The sequence below is a fragment of the Bacillus sp. iso_77 genome (assembly GCF_056173625.1).
This window is the reverse complement of sequence record NZ_CM149683.1, coordinates 3,641,019-3,657,207: the sequence shown is the minus strand read 5'-3', so window position 1 is coordinate 3,657,207 and position 16,189 is coordinate 3,641,019. Positions and strand designations below refer to the sequence as shown.

The following is a 16,189-nucleotide window of genomic DNA, read 5'->3' as shown; positions in this document are numbered from 1 at the left end:
GCTTCGGTTTACCTTCGCACTACGATAATAAAATCTAAATATTAGAGAGCAGGCACACCATGCACACAATCAAAAAAATAGGCAACACCTTCTCCTACATCACACCAGTATCACTCACCGACCGCCCCATCCTAGGCTTGGTCGTAGGCAATAACAAAACATTAATGATCGATGCCGGTAATTCAGAAGATCATGCGAACTATTTTATCCAAAAGACCTTAAAACAAGAGAACGCCACGCCGGATATGGTTGTCCTCACTCATTGGCATTGGGATCATATTTTTGGTCTACCGGCGCTGCCTCATGCGGTTTCAATTGCTTCTGCAAAAACCAGAAAGGAAATGGAGAAGCTTGTTCCGTTTTCTTGGTCAGATGAGGCGATTGATCAGCGGGTGAGGGAAGGAACGGAGATTGAATTTTGCGCGAAGGCGATAAAAGAAGAATATCAGGATCATCGAGAGATTCAGGTGGTTTTACCGGATGTCACATTTGACCGTCGGATGGAGATTGATCTTGGCGGGGTCACTTGTGTTGTGCAGCATGTTGGGGGCGATCATGCTGCTGATTCAGTGATCGTGTATGTGAAAGAGGAAAAAATCCTGTTTCTTGCTGATTGCATTTATCCGAAAATGTATGCAGAAAAAGTACATTATACGGTGAAAGAAATTTTGCGTCTTATAGATGAATTAGATGCTTTTGATGCGGAGACGTATATTCCATCGCACCAAAGACCGTGGACAAAAGAGGAGTTTCGTCAGGAAACAGACAAGCTTCGAATGATGGCGAAATACACTGATCTTTATGGTGGAGATCAGGAGAGAATCAAGAGTGAATATCAAACACATGTGAACAGAGAACTAAAAGAAGATGAGTTAGAGACGATCGCATATTTTGTAAATGGTTATGAAGGATTAGCAGAGGGATAAACCTCTGCTTTTTTTATTTTCATGGCTCGTCCTTTTCCCTGAGTTTATATCAAGTTTATATACAGGCGATATACTCGAACCGGTGAGAAAAGGAGGAGAACGATTAATGAAAGTATTCAGATCATTTATTGATAAAATGTCTACAAAAAAAGGAGCTTGGCTGACTGTTATCATTTGGCTCGTTTTCATGATCGGGTTGAGTGCTGGGCCTAAATTGGGCGATCATAAAGTAAGCAATTTTCAATCTTTACCTAGTGATGCTCAGTCCATCGTGACACAAAAGAAGTTAGATCAGTATTTCCCAAATGATAAAGGGACTCCGGGATTATATGTGTTCCATAACCCTAATGGAAAGCTGGTTATACAAGATGTAAAAACGATCATTCAAGGAATCAAAGAGGCAAAGATTGAGGGAATTGAAGAAATTGTTGATGTGTCCGCATTGCCTCCTCAAGCGTTATCCGCTTTTTTATCAGAAGATGAAACGACGATGATTGTGCCAATGAATTTGAAAGCGGGATTAGGCAATGCTGATTATGCAAAGATTAATGATGAGACAACGGATGTCGGTACAAACATAGCGAAAGGGCTAGATGCTGATTTTTATATTACGGGTCCAGCAGGTATAGCGGGGGATACGGTGAAGCTGTTTGAATCTGCCGACTTGAAACTGCTATTAGCTACTGTTGCAATCATTTTGGTTTTATTGATCGTCATTTACCGTTCTCCGCTATTAGCGATCATTCCATTGTTCGCAACGGTCATTGTCTATCAAGTGGTGAATCAAGTTGTGGCTTTACTTGGCGTGGGTGGACTTGAAATCAATAACTCAACCACCTCGATTATGAGCATTTTGTTATTTGCTGCTGTGATTGATTATTCATTGTTTGTTTTCTCGCGTTATCGTGAGGAGTTACAACATCATGAAAATCAATTTGAAGCGATGAAAGTGGCGATGCGTTCAACAGCCAAACCGGTATTATTTGCAGGCGGTACAGTATTTGCGGCGATGATCATTTTATTTGTGGCGGATTTCCGTGATTATCAAAACTTTGCGCCAATCTTTGGTGCTGCGATGGTGGTCATTATGTTGGCTTCTGTCACACTGATTCCAGCCTTGTTTGCATTATTTGGCCGCAAAGCATTTTGGCCGAAAGTACCGACATATGGTGAAGCAAAAGAAGCAAAACATGGCATATGGGGACCTCTTGCCAAATTCGTGGTTCGAAAACCAGGATTAATTGGTGGTGCGGTCTTACTATTTTTACTTGTGACAGGTGCGAATATTTTCAATTTACATTATGAATTTAACTCGGTGAAAAATTTCCCGAAGGATTTACCTTCTCGTGTCGCATTTGAAATCGTTGAGGAAAAATTTAATAAAGGTGATCTAGCCCAGACAACAGTACTTGTGACTGGTCAAAAGCTAACTCAGGAACATTTACAAGAAATCTCCGCCCAATTCTCAGAAAATGAAGAGATAGGATCGGCTCGTCCTTCGGGGGTAACCAAAGATGGAGAACACGGCAAAATGACGATATCATTAAAAGTGAATCCATACAGTATAGAGGCCATTGAATTTTTAGGAGATTTCCGTACAGATCAAGCCATCTATCGATTATCAGATGGTCAAAAGGTACAGTTATCTTTTGCTGGCACAACAGCTAAATTAGTGGATGAGCAACAAGTGAATCAATCCGATATTAAAAAGATCGTATTACTGGAAACATTACTCATTCTGATCTTATTACTCGTTTTGACACGCTCCATGAAAATGTCGATTTATATGATGGCGACGATTTTAATCTCATTTGTATCTGCATTAGGCTTAGGTATTTTCTTAGTCGATGTGTTATTTGGATATGATGCGATTTCAACTCGCGCCCCTGTGTATGCCTTTATCTTTCTCGTGGCATTAGGAATTGATTATAACATCATCCTTGTGAGCCGTTTCTTAGAAGAACGCCAAACGTTACACGTCAAAGCTGCATTAGAAGTAGCGATACGAAATACAGGCGGGGTGATTTCTTCAGCGGGGATCATTCTTGCTGCAACATTTGCCGCATTAATGACCATGCCGATTACGGATTTATTTATCTTTGGATTTATTGTCGCTATTGGAATTATCATCGATACATTCTTCGTGCGAGGAATGTTGCTGCCGTCACTCATATTATTCTTTGAAAAAGACAAAGCTAAGGAAATAAAGGAGGAAGGATAATTGCATGTATTGGTTGTGGATGATGATGAAGCCATTTTGCAATTAGTGTCCATCCATTTAGAGCAGGCGGGATACCAAGTGACAAAAGCAAGCAATGCTGAGGCAGCGCTTGCTTTTTTGCAACAACAGTCATTTGATCTCATGATTATTGATGTGATGATGCCTGGGATGGATGGCTTTCAGCTGGCGAACATTGTGACGAAACAATATGAACTGCCTGTCATTATGCTGACAGCGAAAGGGCAGATTGAAGATAAGCAACAAGGATTTGAACAAGGGATTGATGATTATATCGTCAAACCATTTGAAACGAAAGAACTGCTATTCCGTGTAAATGCGATTTTACGACGATATCGTAAATCTATAGAAGCTATAACGACTGCGGGAAATGTTCAGATTGATACGAACCGTTGGGAATTAACGATTGCGAATCAGCAATATATCTGGCCCATGCGGGAATTAGAAATTCTGTATTATCTGCTGCAGCGGGCAAACCGCAATGTAAGCCGCTGGGATTTAATTGATGACATTTGGGGGGATACGTTAGATCAACCCGAATTCACATTAAACACGCATATTAATCGCATACGAGAACGTTTAAAAAGGGCGGAAGCGACGATTGAAATTGTCACAATACGTGGTTTCGGCTATCAACTTGAGGTAAAAGAATGAAACTACAACAACGTTTTATGCTATATACGTGTTTGATTGTTTTGATTAGTATCTTCATTGGATTTATTTGTTCTAACTTGATTTACAATCATGTTGTCAAAGAGCAAATGAATGATCGATATTTAGCCATTGCCAAGCAGTTATCTAAACAAATCAAAGAACATGAAATTACCTTGCGGGCCTCTTCTGATTTTTTGCAAACCATGAGCGATCTAGGGTACCAAATCGCTTTGGTTAAAGAAGATGGGGAGATGAAGATGTTTGGCGAACCATTTAAAACGAAAAAATGGAATGACCAAATGCACGCCTTATTTGAAGGCGGTAAAGCGTACAACGGGATCAAATCCTTTAAAAATTCATACTTAATCATGAGTCATTTCGCAAATGATATAAAAAATACGGTGGGGACAAAAATAGAAATTGACGGGGAAGAATGGGGCTTATTTTTACGCCCGAATAATATCAGTTTCTTTACAGAGTTTCATTTGATTATTTTTGGATTTATCTTCGCCGTTTTTGTGAGCAGTATCATTGGCATTTTATTCATGTCTCGAAAGGTAACCCAATCTCTTTCAGAATTGACGAGTGCGACGCAAGAGATGGCAAACCATAATTTTCAGTATCCATTAATGATCAATCGAAAAGATGAAATTGGTCAGCTTGCTGATCGTTTTCGGATGATGCAGCGGAAATTAGAGAATACCGATCAAGCAAGGAAGAAATTTGTGAATAACGTCTCGCACGATTTTCAGTCACCACTATTAAATATACGAGGGTATTCTGAATTACTAAATGAGGAGATTTCATCAAGCGAAGGGAAAAAATACAACCACATTATTCAAACAGAAGCAAAGCGATTATCTAACTTAACGAAACAACTTCTCATTTTAACCTCTATTGATCAAGGGACATATCCAACGAATAAACAAATCGTCAGAGTAGATGAGCAGCTTCATCAAGTGGTCCATTCGATGCTATGGCGGATAGAAGAGAAAGGTCTAGAAATTAAGTTGGATCTACAGCCTGTTTCGGTATATGCGGATCGGACTTTGTTGATCAATGTTTGGGAGAATTTAATTGGCAATGCCATTAAGTACAACAAAGAGTTTGGGGAAATCAGTATTCATTGTAATGAAAATGAATCGGAAGCGGTTGTGACGATTAGAGATACGGGGATTGGCATAGAACCACACACATTAGAAAAAATATTTGAACGCTTTTACCGGGTAGATCAGGCACGAAATAAAGAGGGAATGGGTCTTGGATTATCCATCGTGCAAGAAGTCCTGTCGTACCACAATGCTTCTATTGAAGTAGAAAGCAATGAAAAAGAAGGAACGACCTTTACGACGGTTTTTCCAAAGAAATAGTATTTGAGAAAAGTCTCGTTTGCGTGTGTCAAATGAGACTTTTCTTTTTAATGTTTATGGTAAACCTACAAAGTCTTCTGCATCACGAACTGTCATAGACATCTGTTTTGCATTTACAATAATGACACAATCCCATGTCGGCTTTATTTGCAGTTCGTCACTCTCATCAATACGGATCATTTCTTTAAATTCAACCGTTTGTTCTAGAAAAACCATTTTCTTTTCTGTATCATCTTTGACTGCTGTTAAATGGTCAGGATAGTGAATCGTCCAATCATAAAAAGCGGTTTTCTTCATAGTTTCTCCTATTTTCATTCGTACACATCTCCGAATACTTCTTTTGTTTGCCGGATTGTCAGTGATTTATTGGTTGGATCAATTGAAATGACACAATCCCAAGTAGGTTTGATTTGTAGCTCGTTGTTGTCATCCATCCAGATGATGCTATTTAGTTCAATGGATGGCTCTAAAATGACCATTTTCTTTTCATAATGATCGGTAATCGCTGTTAAGTCCGCTTGTAAATGGACGGTCCAGTCAAAAAAAGTGATTTTTTTCATTGTTTCTCCCCTCATCATCGCTTATATTTCCATTATAACTTGAGTGTTTTCTGACACTATTTTATAGCAAGTCTTCCATTACTAGAGAGGTAACTTACAGATGGATAAAATAACCAACCTATACGACACGTTCAAAACCAAAATATCGAAATATCGAATTGAACAAAATCATTGGCAAGCCTTCAAAGATGGAACAACGATTAAACAATTAAAAGCGGGTACATGCATAATCAAGGCTGGCGATCCGGTGAAGCATGCCTATTTCTGCATAACAGGTCTCTTCCGTCTCTTCTATGTGTTACCGGATGGAAGGGAGTACAACGTGGCTTTTACGTTGGAAGATGATTTTGCTACTTCTTATGCAAGTATGATCAACGGGCAGCCTTCTCCTTATTCGATTGAAGCGATGGAGGATTCTATCGTGATTGAAATTCCGTATGATCTGCTTCAAATGTTGATGGACAGCAGTCATATGTGGGAGCGGTTTGTTCGGGTGAGTGTAGAAAGGCTGTATACGAGAAAGGAAGAGCGTGAGAGGGAACTGCTATATTTGCCAGCCATTGAGCGATATCAGGCGTTTTTATTGAAATATCCCGGGTTACATCAGCGTATCGCTCAATATCATATTGCCTCATATATCGGTATTTCTCCGGTTTCGCTGAGCAGGCTGCTGCATCCTGCTGAACATTAACCTATGTTAATGCACATTCTCTAGATCTGGCGTACAATCATCACATCATAGAAGAAACGAGGGGCATGATGATGAAATATATGATGGTTGTTTTATTAGAGTTCTATCCATCTTGGCTTGCTTTACCACGAGAGGAGCGCAGAACCCATGCGGCTTCGCTGCAAGAGTTGATGCAGAAATATGAGGAACATGTGACGGTGCGCTTTTTTGATGCTGAAGCTCTTCCAGGTAAGGATTACACAGATTTTGTGATGTGTGAAACAGATGATCTGAAGTTCTATCATTTTATGTGGGAAGAGATTAGAGATTCTATTCCTTATACAAGTGGTTATGTCAAAATGAAAGAGGTCATCATGGGAATGGAAGATGCTTTTCAAACATATGAAAAAGAATCTCTGAAAATGGATCAGTAATCGAAAACCACCTGATAGCAAATGGTTTTTTGCACATTCTATTATTTGGTATAATCAGGGGTAAGGGAAGAACGGATAAATTTTTGAACGGAATCGGAGGTACTTATGAAGCAGCTATATATGAAGCAAAAGGTATTTAGTCTGAGCGGCAGGTTTACGGTAAAGGACCAACAGGAGAATGATGTATATGTGGTCGAAGGCAGCTTTATGAAGGTGCCAAAGACGTTTACCATTTTGAATACAGAACGAGAAGTCATCGCTTTAATTACGAAGAAAATGTTCAGCTTTTTACCGAAGTTTTTAGTAGAAGTCGGTGGGCAAGAGGTATTGACGATTAAAAAAGAGTTTACGTTCTTCAAAGCAAAATATTCAATTGATGCTGCTGGTATCGAAGTACAAGGGAACTGGTGGGATATGAATTTCCAAGTGCTGCAAAGCGGCGAAGTGATCGGTCAGGTAAAGAAGGAATGGTTTACTTGGGGGGATAGCTACAAGGTGGATATTTTGAAAGAAGAGATGGAGCCTGTGATGATTGCATTGGTTGTTGCGATTGATTGTGTGAAAGCGGATGAAGCGGCGTCTAGGTCTTCGTCGACGACGACTAACTAGAAACAGAATATAGTTATCCATAAAACACCTCAAAGAGCTTAAAGCTTTTCGAGGTGTTTTTGTAAATTGAGTTTTAATTGCTAATTCTTATGATTCATATATTATGAATTTTTTGGGTCATACTCTATTATTTAACTTTAGTGTTATAATAATCAAATAAATTGATTAAGGAGTATGAAAATGAAAAAAAAGACGTTATTTATTATTGGTAGTAGTGTAGTTCTGTTATTTATTATTATCTTTTTGGTAGCTGGACGTTCAGCAAATCCAGCAGATTTGGCAAAAGAATTTAAGGAAAAAGTGGAAAATGGGGATGCAAAGGGCCTAGTTAAATTAGTGAAGCTTCAAAATAAAGAGATGTCATGGGATAAAAATGATGCTGAAAGCATTATTAACTATCTAAAAAATGAAAGTAAAGAATTTGAAAATCAGGTTGAGTTATTAGAGTATCAAGCAAAGTATTATAATTCAGACGGTAAGGATAGTACATTTACTGAGAGTCTATTTGGAAAAGCCTTTTTGTCTATGGGACCATTCTTTATAGATAAAGAGAAAGGTTTTTTAGGGAGAGAGAAATATACGATTAAAGCGAGAGCTTATAAGGTAGAAGTGGAAGCCGCCAAGGGTGCTGAAATTTCTTTTAATGGAGAAAAAATCAACTTAAAAGACAGTAGTTCTAAAATGCTGGGCTATTACGGACCAGGTGTATATGATATAAAAGGAGAAAAAAAATTTAATTATACAACAGTAAATGATGAGGAGGAATTCACTCTTTTTGATGCCGATTCTTTTGAAAAAACAGTCAGTCTTAATTTTTCAGGTAATAATGTAGATGTTTCATCATCGATACCTAATACAGAAATAGTAGTGAATGGAAAAGGAACTGGAGAGAAAATAGAAGAAGGTACGACTTTTGGTCCTGTGAAAGAAGGGATCACTCTACAAGGTAAGGCTAAATTCCCATGGGGAGAAGGCAAAAGCAAAGAATATGAAGTGAAAGTTGAAGAAGATACAGATACGTCTTCTGTTTTCGGAGGATCAACAAATCAGTATGATTTAACACCTAATCCAATCATTGATAAAGCTTTTAAAGAAAATATGAAACAGGTGATAAATGATTTCGCAAAGCAGAGGGTCGAGGCTAAAAATTCTAAGGATGCAAATAAGTTAAAACAAGTGTCTGATAATCTTAAGAAAGAGTTTATAGAAGTGATTGCTGGGTATGATTCAAAGAATTATTATGAGGGAAAGGCACTAGGCACAAGAATTGATTTTTCGAAGGCTACCTATGAAATAGGAAGTGGAGGATCACATCTAATACATATTCCAGTAGAGTTTCATGATAAAGAAAGAGAAGTTCTTGAATACGTCGACAGTGAAAGCGAAGAAGGATTTTCAGAAGTTGAGCTTACTCTCGAATATATTGAAGATAAAAAATCATGGATAATTAGCAGTGTTGAAGACGATTACTCGTATAGTGATGATTATATGACAAGCACAGAGGTAGAAAAAACAAGTTTTTAATTTAGCAAAAGAAATGAGATAATTTTTACAGAAAGTACAATTTCTTTTAAAAGGAAATTGTACTTTCTGCGTTCCAATACTAATGGCCAGAAAGCAAAAGAGGTGAGCAAACGAATGACATTCCCATACAAAGTATTTCAAACAGTCGTCGAATGCGGCAGTTTTACAAAAGCCGGCGAGAAGCTTGGGCTGACGCAGTCTGGGGTGAGTCATAATATGGCGAAGCTTGAGTCAGAGCTTGGGATTGTGCTGCTTCATCGGAATCGAAACGGGCTGTCGCTGACAGATGCAGGTGAGCGAGTGATGCCCCATATTCGCCAAATCATTCATCATGCGTCATTGCTTGAGCAGGAGGCGGCGTTGATTCAAGGGATGGAAGTGGGGAGTATCAAGATCGGCACGTTCGCTAGTTTTTCTTCAAAAATGCTTCCGCAGCTCATTCATCGTTTTACGAAAAGTTATCCCAATATTCAATTGGAATTATACGAAGGTGGCTATGAAGAGATTGAAGAGTGGATCGCATCTGGCACAGTTGATCTTGGGTTTTTAACACAGCCATCTAGAGATTTGGAAACTGTTCCACTGTTTCAAGATGAATTGGTGGTGCTCATGCAAGAGGGTCATCGTTTCCATACAAAGAAGGTGATGGAAGTGGCTTCGTTCCAAGATGAACCATTTATTATGCCAAAAGCGGGCTGTGATCAACTCATTAAGAAAATATTAAAAGAAAGAGGCGTAAAACCCCATGTTTTGTTTGAGATTGGGGACAACAATACGCTCATCTCTATGGTTCAGGAAGGCCTTGGGCTCACGATCATTCCGAAGTTGATTTTGCCGCCTCAGGTGCCTCATGCGAACGTAATTCCACTTGAGACCCGTGTTTATCGCGAAATCAATATGGCGTTTAAATCTTTTAACGCAGCCTCTCCCTCTACTAAAAGATGGATTGAAGCAGTCAAAGATCATTTTAAATAGATTCAGCTTGAACGAGAGTCTCTATTCAAGCTGATCAATTTATAGCGTGACCACCCCACGAATGGTAATAACCGCTGCACCTGCTACTTTAATGACCGGCTTTGTTTCATTCGGAATGACCGTGATACGAAGCAATCCTGGTCTGCCGATTGCATCACCTTGGGCAATGCGCAGATGAGTGGTTTCTTGCTGAGGAATGATCCCTTCCAAATACAGATATCCGGCCAATGCCCCGTTTGCTGCTCCCGTTACAGGATCTTCGGGTATACCAATGCCAGGTGCAAAATCCCTTGTATAAAGATCATCACAGTCTTTTGTGGATTGAAACGTATAAAGATGAGTCGTTGTGATATCCTGCTCTTTATTCATTTTTCCTAAAGCTGCTAAGTTTGGTGCTGCTTGATCAATGTCATGCTGGTGTTTCAGCGGAACCAGGAGATGCCAGTTTCCGGTGTTTGCTAATTTTATAGGATAGGATGGATCAATCCTGTCACTGCTTATACCGAGCATGTCACTAAGCTCTTCTACATCGATGATAAAATCTCGCGTCTTTGGCGTGACCTGTGTCATCTCCACATCCACAACTTTGCCATTCTCTTCGTGCCATACAACGGGAACATGGCCGATCTTTGTTTCTAACACCACCCCTGATTTTTCTTTAGCCATCCCTAGCTCCGTCGCTAAAAGCCAAGTCAACCCAACCGTCGCATGCCCGCAGAAATTGACCTCTTCCGTTGGAGTGAAATATTTCACTCGATAATCGGCTTTCTCATCATGTGCCGGCAGCAAGAAAACGGACTCGGGTAAGTTCAACTCCTTGGCGATATTCTGCATCTCATCCTCCGTTAACCATTCCCCATCCAACACCACCCCAGCGGCATTACCTCCAAATTTCTCAGTTGTAAACGCATCGACATGATACACCCTAATATCTTTCATCTGAAGAATCCTCCTAACCATGTTGTTATGTTCATCATAAGTGTGTAGGATGCATTCGTAAAATGAATCTTTTTGATGTGATGTATTGGAATTGTTCATGTAATATCAAACAACTAGGCGCTAAGGTGGAAAGGTCTTACCGTTACAGGAAAAGGAATGTCAGAGAGTGGTAAGACGGTCAAGATGTTTAAGGCTGAAAAAAAATAATGATAGATCAAAAGGCAGGTTCAAAGAGAATCTGCTTTTTTGTAGTATGCTTGAACAAAACAAAAAGAAGGCGAGGGATTCAGCATAGCTTTAGGAGGATATATCAATATTGGATTGGTATTCTATGATGACATTCATTTAATAACCACTTTTCACAAACTGACTGACTATTTAACAAAGAAAGGCATTTCAATAACAAAAGTAAAGTTTAGTCAGGACGCTAATGGCGAAGCATGGATCGAACATGATGTAAAAGAGAATAAAATCAAAAACAATTACTTGGAAGGCTATTATACAGAATTTGAATTGACGGGAACATGTCTAAAACATACGACTATCAACATACAAAAAGAAGCTGGTTTTGTGGGATTCGTTCTATATTTAAAGTGGACAGAGGTTGTTTCACATGATGTCGTTCGTATTCAACAGGAGGATCGTACAGTGTCTTGTAGAACTTTATCATACTCTTCCGTTTGAGTATGCATTCATTGGTCATGAAATGGAAGTCGAGCTTCATCCAGATGATGTTGAAAAGATTCTGCAAGAACATCATGCTTTTCCAGTTGTTCTTATAGTTAAAGGGGATTATTTAGTCATTTTTTATGGTGATACTCTCATTGACGGGCTAACTACTCAAGAGAGAGGGAAGAAATATTTAATGGTTAAAAGAGAACAGTAGAAAAGCCTCCTGAATGTATCAGGGGCTTTTTCCTTTTATCACCCATAATAATTATTCGCCTGAATAAAAAATTGGGATTGCATGTAGTTATATGTGATTTTCGAGAAGTCGAAGGGCTGGCCGTTTGTGAGATGAAAGACGGTTTCGACGCGAAGAGCAGGATCATTTTGCTTAAGTCCGAGGTGCTTCGCTTCAGTTTCGTTTAGTTTGCCTACTTGTAAGTACATATCCGAGAAGCCAACTTTGAGCCCAAGGCCTTCGCTGATAAATTTAAAAACCGAATCGGCTGCAATTTCTGTGTTGAGGTAAGGAATAATGGTTTTCCGGTAATAGGACTCTTCTAAACATAAAGTTTGTCCATTGATGTAACGAATGCGTTTAAGGTAGAAAACATCCTCATCTAGTTCAATGTTTAAATTCAGCGCAGCTTCTTCTGGCGGTTTGACGGTATCTAACGTGAGAACTTCTGATGTCAGTTGAAATTCCTCTAAATCTTTTTTAAACCCTTGGTTGGATAATAGGCTAATATAGCCTTTGCGCCTATGCCTTCTCACAAAGATGCCGCTGCCCCTCACCTGATAGACAATCCCTTTTCTTTCGAGTAAATCTAATGATTTGATAATTGTACTTTTGCTCACAGCAAATTGATTCATGAGCGTCTCAAGCACAGGGAGTTTGTCTCCTTGCTGCAGCTCATGTGTGACAATATATTTTTCAATATCGCTCGCAATTTGTTGATACTTTAACATAGCCATTCCTCTTTGTTTTCACGATTTATTGTCTTTGTATTATAGCACATCCCGATTTCTCTTTGATATGCAAACTCAAATTATATATGTATTGATAAATTGTACCGGTATAATTATAATGTACGTATACTAGTAGTGATAAAGGGGGGGTTATATGTCAAAAGTGAGGGATTATCAAAAGCTTGCAGAAGACATTTTAGAAGCAGTTGGCGGAGAAGAAAATGTGGTGAGTGCCGCAAGATGCGCCACGAGGCTGCGTTTGGTGCTGAAGCGTTCTAATCCAAAGGCAAAAGAAGCAGTCAACGCCATGCCTGGCGTCATTACAGTGGTGGAAAACGGTGGTCAGTTTCAGGTTGTGATCGGTCAGCATGTAGGTGAGGTATATGAGCATTTTTCCAACCTGGTTCAGCTCCAAACGTCGGATGATGACCAGCCGAATGAAAACAAAGGAACGATACTGAATCGGGTCATTGCGACCATGTCCGCTGTGTTTGCGCCATTTGTGTATATTTTAGCCGCAGCTGGTATTTTGCAAGGTGCACTTATCTTAATAAATTTGATATTTCCAAGCTTCTCGAAAACAGGCACTTATGAAGTGTTTAGCTTTATTTCTTGGGCACCGTTTACGTTCTTGCCCATTTTTATTGCGATAACTGCAGCCAAGCATTTCAAAACGAATATGTATATCGCGGTTGCTTGTACAGCAGCGCTTGTTAGTCCAGCTTGGACAGAGATTGCCGGACGTGTAGCATCAGGGGAAGGTGTGACCTTTTTAGGGATTGCGTTATCTGAAACGGTTTATACATCATCCGTCTTGCCACCGCTTTTCTTAGTATGGATTCTTTCTTATGTAGAAAAATTCTTAAACAAACGAATTCATGAGGTCGTCAAACCGCTATTTGTCCCATTTTTATGTATGGTCGTCATGGTTCCGTTAACCATACTATTAATCGGTCCTCTTTCGACAGCAGGTGCAAATGGTATTGCAAACGGATACAATGTTTTAGCTGAAAATGTACCAGCTGTGGCAGGGGCCATTATCGGCGGTTTCTGGCAAGTACTCGTGATTTTCGGTGTTCACTGGGGCATCACGCCAATGGTACTTGCGAACTTTGAACAATATGGACGTGACTCCTTTCAGGCATATCAAACCATCGCTGTTATCGCTCAAGTCGGTGCGGTGCTGGGAGTTATTTTAAAAGCAAGAAATCGGGAAACACGGAAAGTTGGGGTTTCAGCTGGAATCACAGGACTCTTCGGTATTACGGAGCCTGCGATTTACGGTGTCACCTTACGTTTTAAAAAGCCGTTTATTTTCGGGTGTATTTCTGGAGCGGTCGGTGCCGTTGTGGCCAGCTTCTTTACGCCTTATTACTTTGCATATGCAGGGCTGCCCGGCCCGCTGACCATTGTGAACGGAATCAGTGCAGATTATCCAACGTCTATCATTGGTATTTTGATTGGTGTGGCCATTGCGCTGATCTACCAGTTGTGCTTATTCAAATGTTCGGATATGGAGAAGATACGGTAGAACAGTCAGCTGGTGAAACACCTGTTAAAGATCAAGACAGAGAAACGGCAAATACTTCTATGAACAATGAAGAAATGATCACGGCTCCACTTACAGGAAAGGTGCTTTCGTTATCTGAAGTGCCAGATGCCGTATTTAGCTCTGGGGCGATGGGGAAAGGCTTTGCCATTCATCCGACCGATAACAAACTGTTTGCACCGTTTGACGGCAGTGTCGTCATGCTTGCACCAACAAAACATGCGATTGGTCTGCGATCTGAATTTGGTGTAGAGTTACTTGTTCATGTAGGAATTGATACGGTCTCTCTAGATGGATCGGCATTTACACTCAATATCAAAGAAGGCGACAAGGTGAAAAAGGGTGACTTGTTGATGACATTTGATCAGGAAGCAATTGAAAGCAAAGGATTACAAACAATCACACCTGTTATCATTACCAATACCCAAGCATACGAAGATGTGATTGTAGAGGAACGTTCGACATGTCAACCAACTGACGTGATGATGACAATTGTGAAATAGGAGGAATAGATAATGACTTTACCAAAAGATTTCTTATGGGGCGGGGCATTAGCCGCTCATCAATTCGAAGGTGGATGGAATGCAGCTGGCAAAGGGCCGAGTGTTGTAGATGTGATGACAGCAGGTGCTCATGGTGTACCAAGACAGATCACGGAAACGATAGAAGAAGGAACTTTTTATCCAAACCATGAAGCCATTGATTTCTACCATCGTTACAAAGAAGATATCGCCATGTTTGCTGAAATGGGATTAAAATGCTTGCGAACATCGATCGGCTGGAGCCGAATTTTCCCTAAAGGGGATGAAGAAGAGCCGAATGAAGCAGGCTTACAGTTTTATGATGATGTGTTTGATGAACTGATTAAACATGGAATCGAGCCTGTCATTACGCTGTCTCACTTTGAAATGCCCCTCCATTTGGCAAGAGAATACGGCGGATTCCGAAGCAGAAAAGTCGCTGAATATTTCGCGAAATTTGCGGAAGTATGCTTCAATCGTTACAAGGACAAGGTCACGTACTGGATGACATTTAATGAAATCAATAACAAAATGGACGTCAACAACCCGTTGTTCCTTTGGACAAATTCAGGGGTATCTGTCAAAGAAGGCGAAAATGCCAAAGAAGTCATGTATCAAGCGGGCCATCATGAATTGCTTGCAAGTGCATGGGCAGTGGCAAAAGGAAAAGAGATCAATCCGTCCTTTCAAATTGGAGCGATGGTGTCCCATGTGCCAATTTATCCATATTCCTCAAACCCAGAGGATGTCATGCTGGCAGAAGAATATATGAGACAGCGCTATTTCTTCCCAGATGTCCAAGTGCGTGGCTACTATCCAAGCTACGCATTAAAAGAATTTGAGCGCGAAGGCTATCACATTCCATTTGAAGAAGGCGATGAAGAAAGTTTAAGAAAAGGAAAAGTAGATTACCTTGGCTTTAGCTACTACATGTCAACAACGGTCAAAAGCGATGCAGTATCTGATCACAACGGAGACATTGTCAATGGAGCACTGCCACATGGTGTAGAAAATCCGTATATCAAATTAAGCGACTGGGGCTGGTCCATTGATCCGACAGGCTTAAGATATACATTGAATCGTTTTTACGATCGCTATCAAATCCCGCTATTCATTGTGGAAAATGGCTTTGGTGCCATTGATCAAGTGGAAGAAGACGGCTCTATTCATGACCCAGAGCGAATTCAATATCTCGCTTCTCATATTCAAGCACTGAAAAAAGCGGTTGAATATGACGGTGTGGACCTCATCGGCTACACACCTTGGGGCATCATTGATATCGTGTCATTCACAACCGGTGAAATGAAAAAACGCTACGGCATGATTTATGTTGACCGGGATAACGAAGGTAATGGTTCAATGAAGCGTCTTAAAAAAGATTCGTTTACTTGGTATCAAAACGTCATCGCAACGAATGGTGAAGAAGTGTAATAAAGAAATGACTGGCCCGGATGAGCGTGGGATTCGCTTGTTCGGGTTTTTTTATTTCCTATGCTTCAATGTAGCTTGAATACAAAGAAAAAAGAGAGTGATCACAATAAAATAATTCATTGGATTGTGAAAGATATTGATGCTAAATGCTAA

Annotated in this window: 16 protein-coding genes and 1 pseudogene; 13 read left to right on the top strand and 4 right to left on the bottom strand. The window is 40.0% G+C overall.

The window, feature by feature from the left end; translation table 11 throughout:
- The first annotated feature begins 59 nt into the window (after positions 1 to 59).
- The 4 genes from AC0VYC_RS18780 (at position 60) to AC0VYC_RS18765 (ending at position 5,189) form a co-directional block, all read left to right on the top strand.
- Complete coding sequence (locus AC0VYC_RS18780; RefSeq protein ID WP_475389064.1) at positions 60 to 926, top strand: MBL fold metallo-hydrolase; 867 nt, start codon at positions 60 to 62, stop codon at positions 924 to 926.
- A 106-nt stretch (positions 927 to 1,032) separates the two neighbouring features.
- Entirely contained in the window at positions 1,033 to 3,147 is a 2,115-nt protein-coding gene (locus AC0VYC_RS18775; protein WP_475389062.1) for an MMPL family transporter, read from the top strand.
- Positions 3,148 to 3,819 (top strand): response regulator transcription factor, encoded by a 672-nt coding sequence (locus AC0VYC_RS18770; RefSeq protein ID WP_039164830.1) that lies wholly within the window; start codon positions 3,148 to 3,150, stop codon positions 3,817 to 3,819. It begins immediately after the preceding gene.
- Entirely contained in the window at positions 3,816 to 5,189 is a 1,374-nt protein-coding gene (locus AC0VYC_RS18765; RefSeq protein ID WP_475389060.1) for a sensor histidine kinase, read from the top strand. Before AC0VYC_RS18770 ends, AC0VYC_RS18765 begins: the two co-directional genes overlap by 4 nt.
- A gap of 54 nt (positions 5,190 to 5,243) precedes the next feature.
- Here AC0VYC_RS18765 and AC0VYC_RS18760 read toward each other — a convergent pair whose 3' ends face one another.
- Together AC0VYC_RS18760 and AC0VYC_RS18755 are read right to left on the bottom strand one after the other, a co-directional pair.
- Positions 5,244 to 5,486 (bottom strand): hypothetical protein, encoded by a 243-nt coding sequence (locus tag AC0VYC_RS18760; RefSeq protein WP_327872239.1) that lies wholly within the window; start codon positions 5,484 to 5,486, stop codon positions 5,244 to 5,246.
- 14 nt (positions 5,487 to 5,500) lie between these two features.
- A complete protein-coding gene (locus AC0VYC_RS18755; protein WP_058336403.1) occupies positions 5,501 to 5,749 on the bottom strand; it encodes a hypothetical protein in 249 nt (82 codons plus the stop codon).
- Between the two features lie 100 nt (positions 5,750 to 5,849).
- On the opposite strand from AC0VYC_RS18755, the gene AC0VYC_RS18750 reads away from it, so the two are divergent.
- The 5 genes from AC0VYC_RS18750 to AC0VYC_RS18730 all read left to right on the top strand — a co-directional run bounded on the left by AC0VYC_RS18750 (position 5,850) and on the right by AC0VYC_RS18730 (position 9,961).
- Positions 5,850 to 6,440, top strand: coding sequence for a Crp/Fnr family transcriptional regulator (locus AC0VYC_RS18750; RefSeq protein WP_475389058.1), 591 nt, complete (start codon positions 5,850 to 5,852; stop codon positions 6,438 to 6,440).
- Between the two features lie 71 nt (positions 6,441 to 6,511).
- Positions 6,512 to 6,853 (top strand): darcynin family protein, encoded by a 342-nt coding sequence (locus tag AC0VYC_RS18745; protein ID WP_039165381.1) that lies wholly within the window; start codon positions 6,512 to 6,514, stop codon positions 6,851 to 6,853.
- Between the two features lie 105 nt (positions 6,854 to 6,958).
- A complete protein-coding gene (locus AC0VYC_RS18740) occupies positions 6,959 to 7,462 on the top strand; it encodes an LURP-one-related/scramblase family protein (protein ID WP_268372407.1) in 504 nt (167 codons plus the stop codon).
- Positions 7,463 to 7,642: 180 nt separating this feature from the next.
- On the top strand, positions 7,643 to 8,986 hold the full coding sequence (locus tag AC0VYC_RS18735; protein ID WP_008347442.1) for a TcaA 3rd/4th domain-containing protein: 1,344 nt from the start codon (positions 7,643 to 7,645) through the stop codon (positions 8,984 to 8,986).
- A gap of 114 nt (positions 8,987 to 9,100) precedes the next feature.
- The gene (locus AC0VYC_RS18730) at positions 9,101 to 9,961 is read left to right on the top strand and encodes a LysR family transcriptional regulator (protein ID WP_475389055.1); all 861 of its coding nucleotides are present in this window, start codon (positions 9,101 to 9,103) and stop codon (positions 9,959 to 9,961) included.
- A 39-nt stretch (positions 9,962 to 10,000) separates the two neighbouring features.
- Here AC0VYC_RS18730 and AC0VYC_RS18725 read toward each other — a convergent pair whose 3' ends face one another.
- Positions 10,001 to 10,900, bottom strand: a complete 900-nt coding sequence (locus tag AC0VYC_RS18725) for a PhzF family phenazine biosynthesis protein (RefSeq protein ID WP_475389053.1) — start codon at positions 10,898 to 10,900, stop codon at positions 10,001 to 10,003.
- A 321-nt stretch (positions 10,901 to 11,221) separates the two neighbouring features.
- Between AC0VYC_RS18725 and AC0VYC_RS18720 the strand changes: the two genes are divergently transcribed.
- On the top strand, positions 11,222 to 11,584 hold the full coding sequence (locus tag AC0VYC_RS18720; RefSeq protein ID WP_475389051.1) for an Imm64 family immunity protein: 363 nt from the start codon (positions 11,222 to 11,224) through the stop codon (positions 11,582 to 11,584).
- Entirely contained in the window at positions 11,514 to 11,786 is a 273-nt protein-coding gene (locus AC0VYC_RS18715; protein ID WP_475390089.1) for a hypothetical protein, read from the top strand. Before AC0VYC_RS18720 ends, AC0VYC_RS18715 begins: the two co-directional genes overlap by 71 nt.
- A gap of 38 nt (positions 11,787 to 11,824) precedes the next feature.
- Here the strand turns inward: AC0VYC_RS18715 and AC0VYC_RS18710 are convergent, their stop codons facing one another.
- Entirely contained in the window at positions 11,825 to 12,535 is a 711-nt protein-coding gene (locus AC0VYC_RS18710; RefSeq protein WP_017368418.1) for a GntR family transcriptional regulator, read from the bottom strand.
- A 154-nt stretch (positions 12,536 to 12,689) separates the two neighbouring features.
- Between AC0VYC_RS18710 and AC0VYC_RS18705 the strand changes: the two are divergent.
- Together AC0VYC_RS18705 and bglA are read left to right on the top strand one after the other, a co-directional pair.
- Positions 12,690 to 14,587, top strand: a pseudogene (locus AC0VYC_RS18705) (beta-glucoside-specific PTS transporter subunit IIABC).
- Between the two features lie 9 nt (positions 14,588 to 14,596).
- Entirely contained in the window at positions 14,597 to 16,036 is a 1,440-nt protein-coding gene (gene bglA, locus AC0VYC_RS18700; protein ID WP_475390085.1) for a 6-phospho-beta-glucosidase BglA, read from the top strand.
- Positions 16,037 to 16,189: the final 153 nt, after the last annotated feature.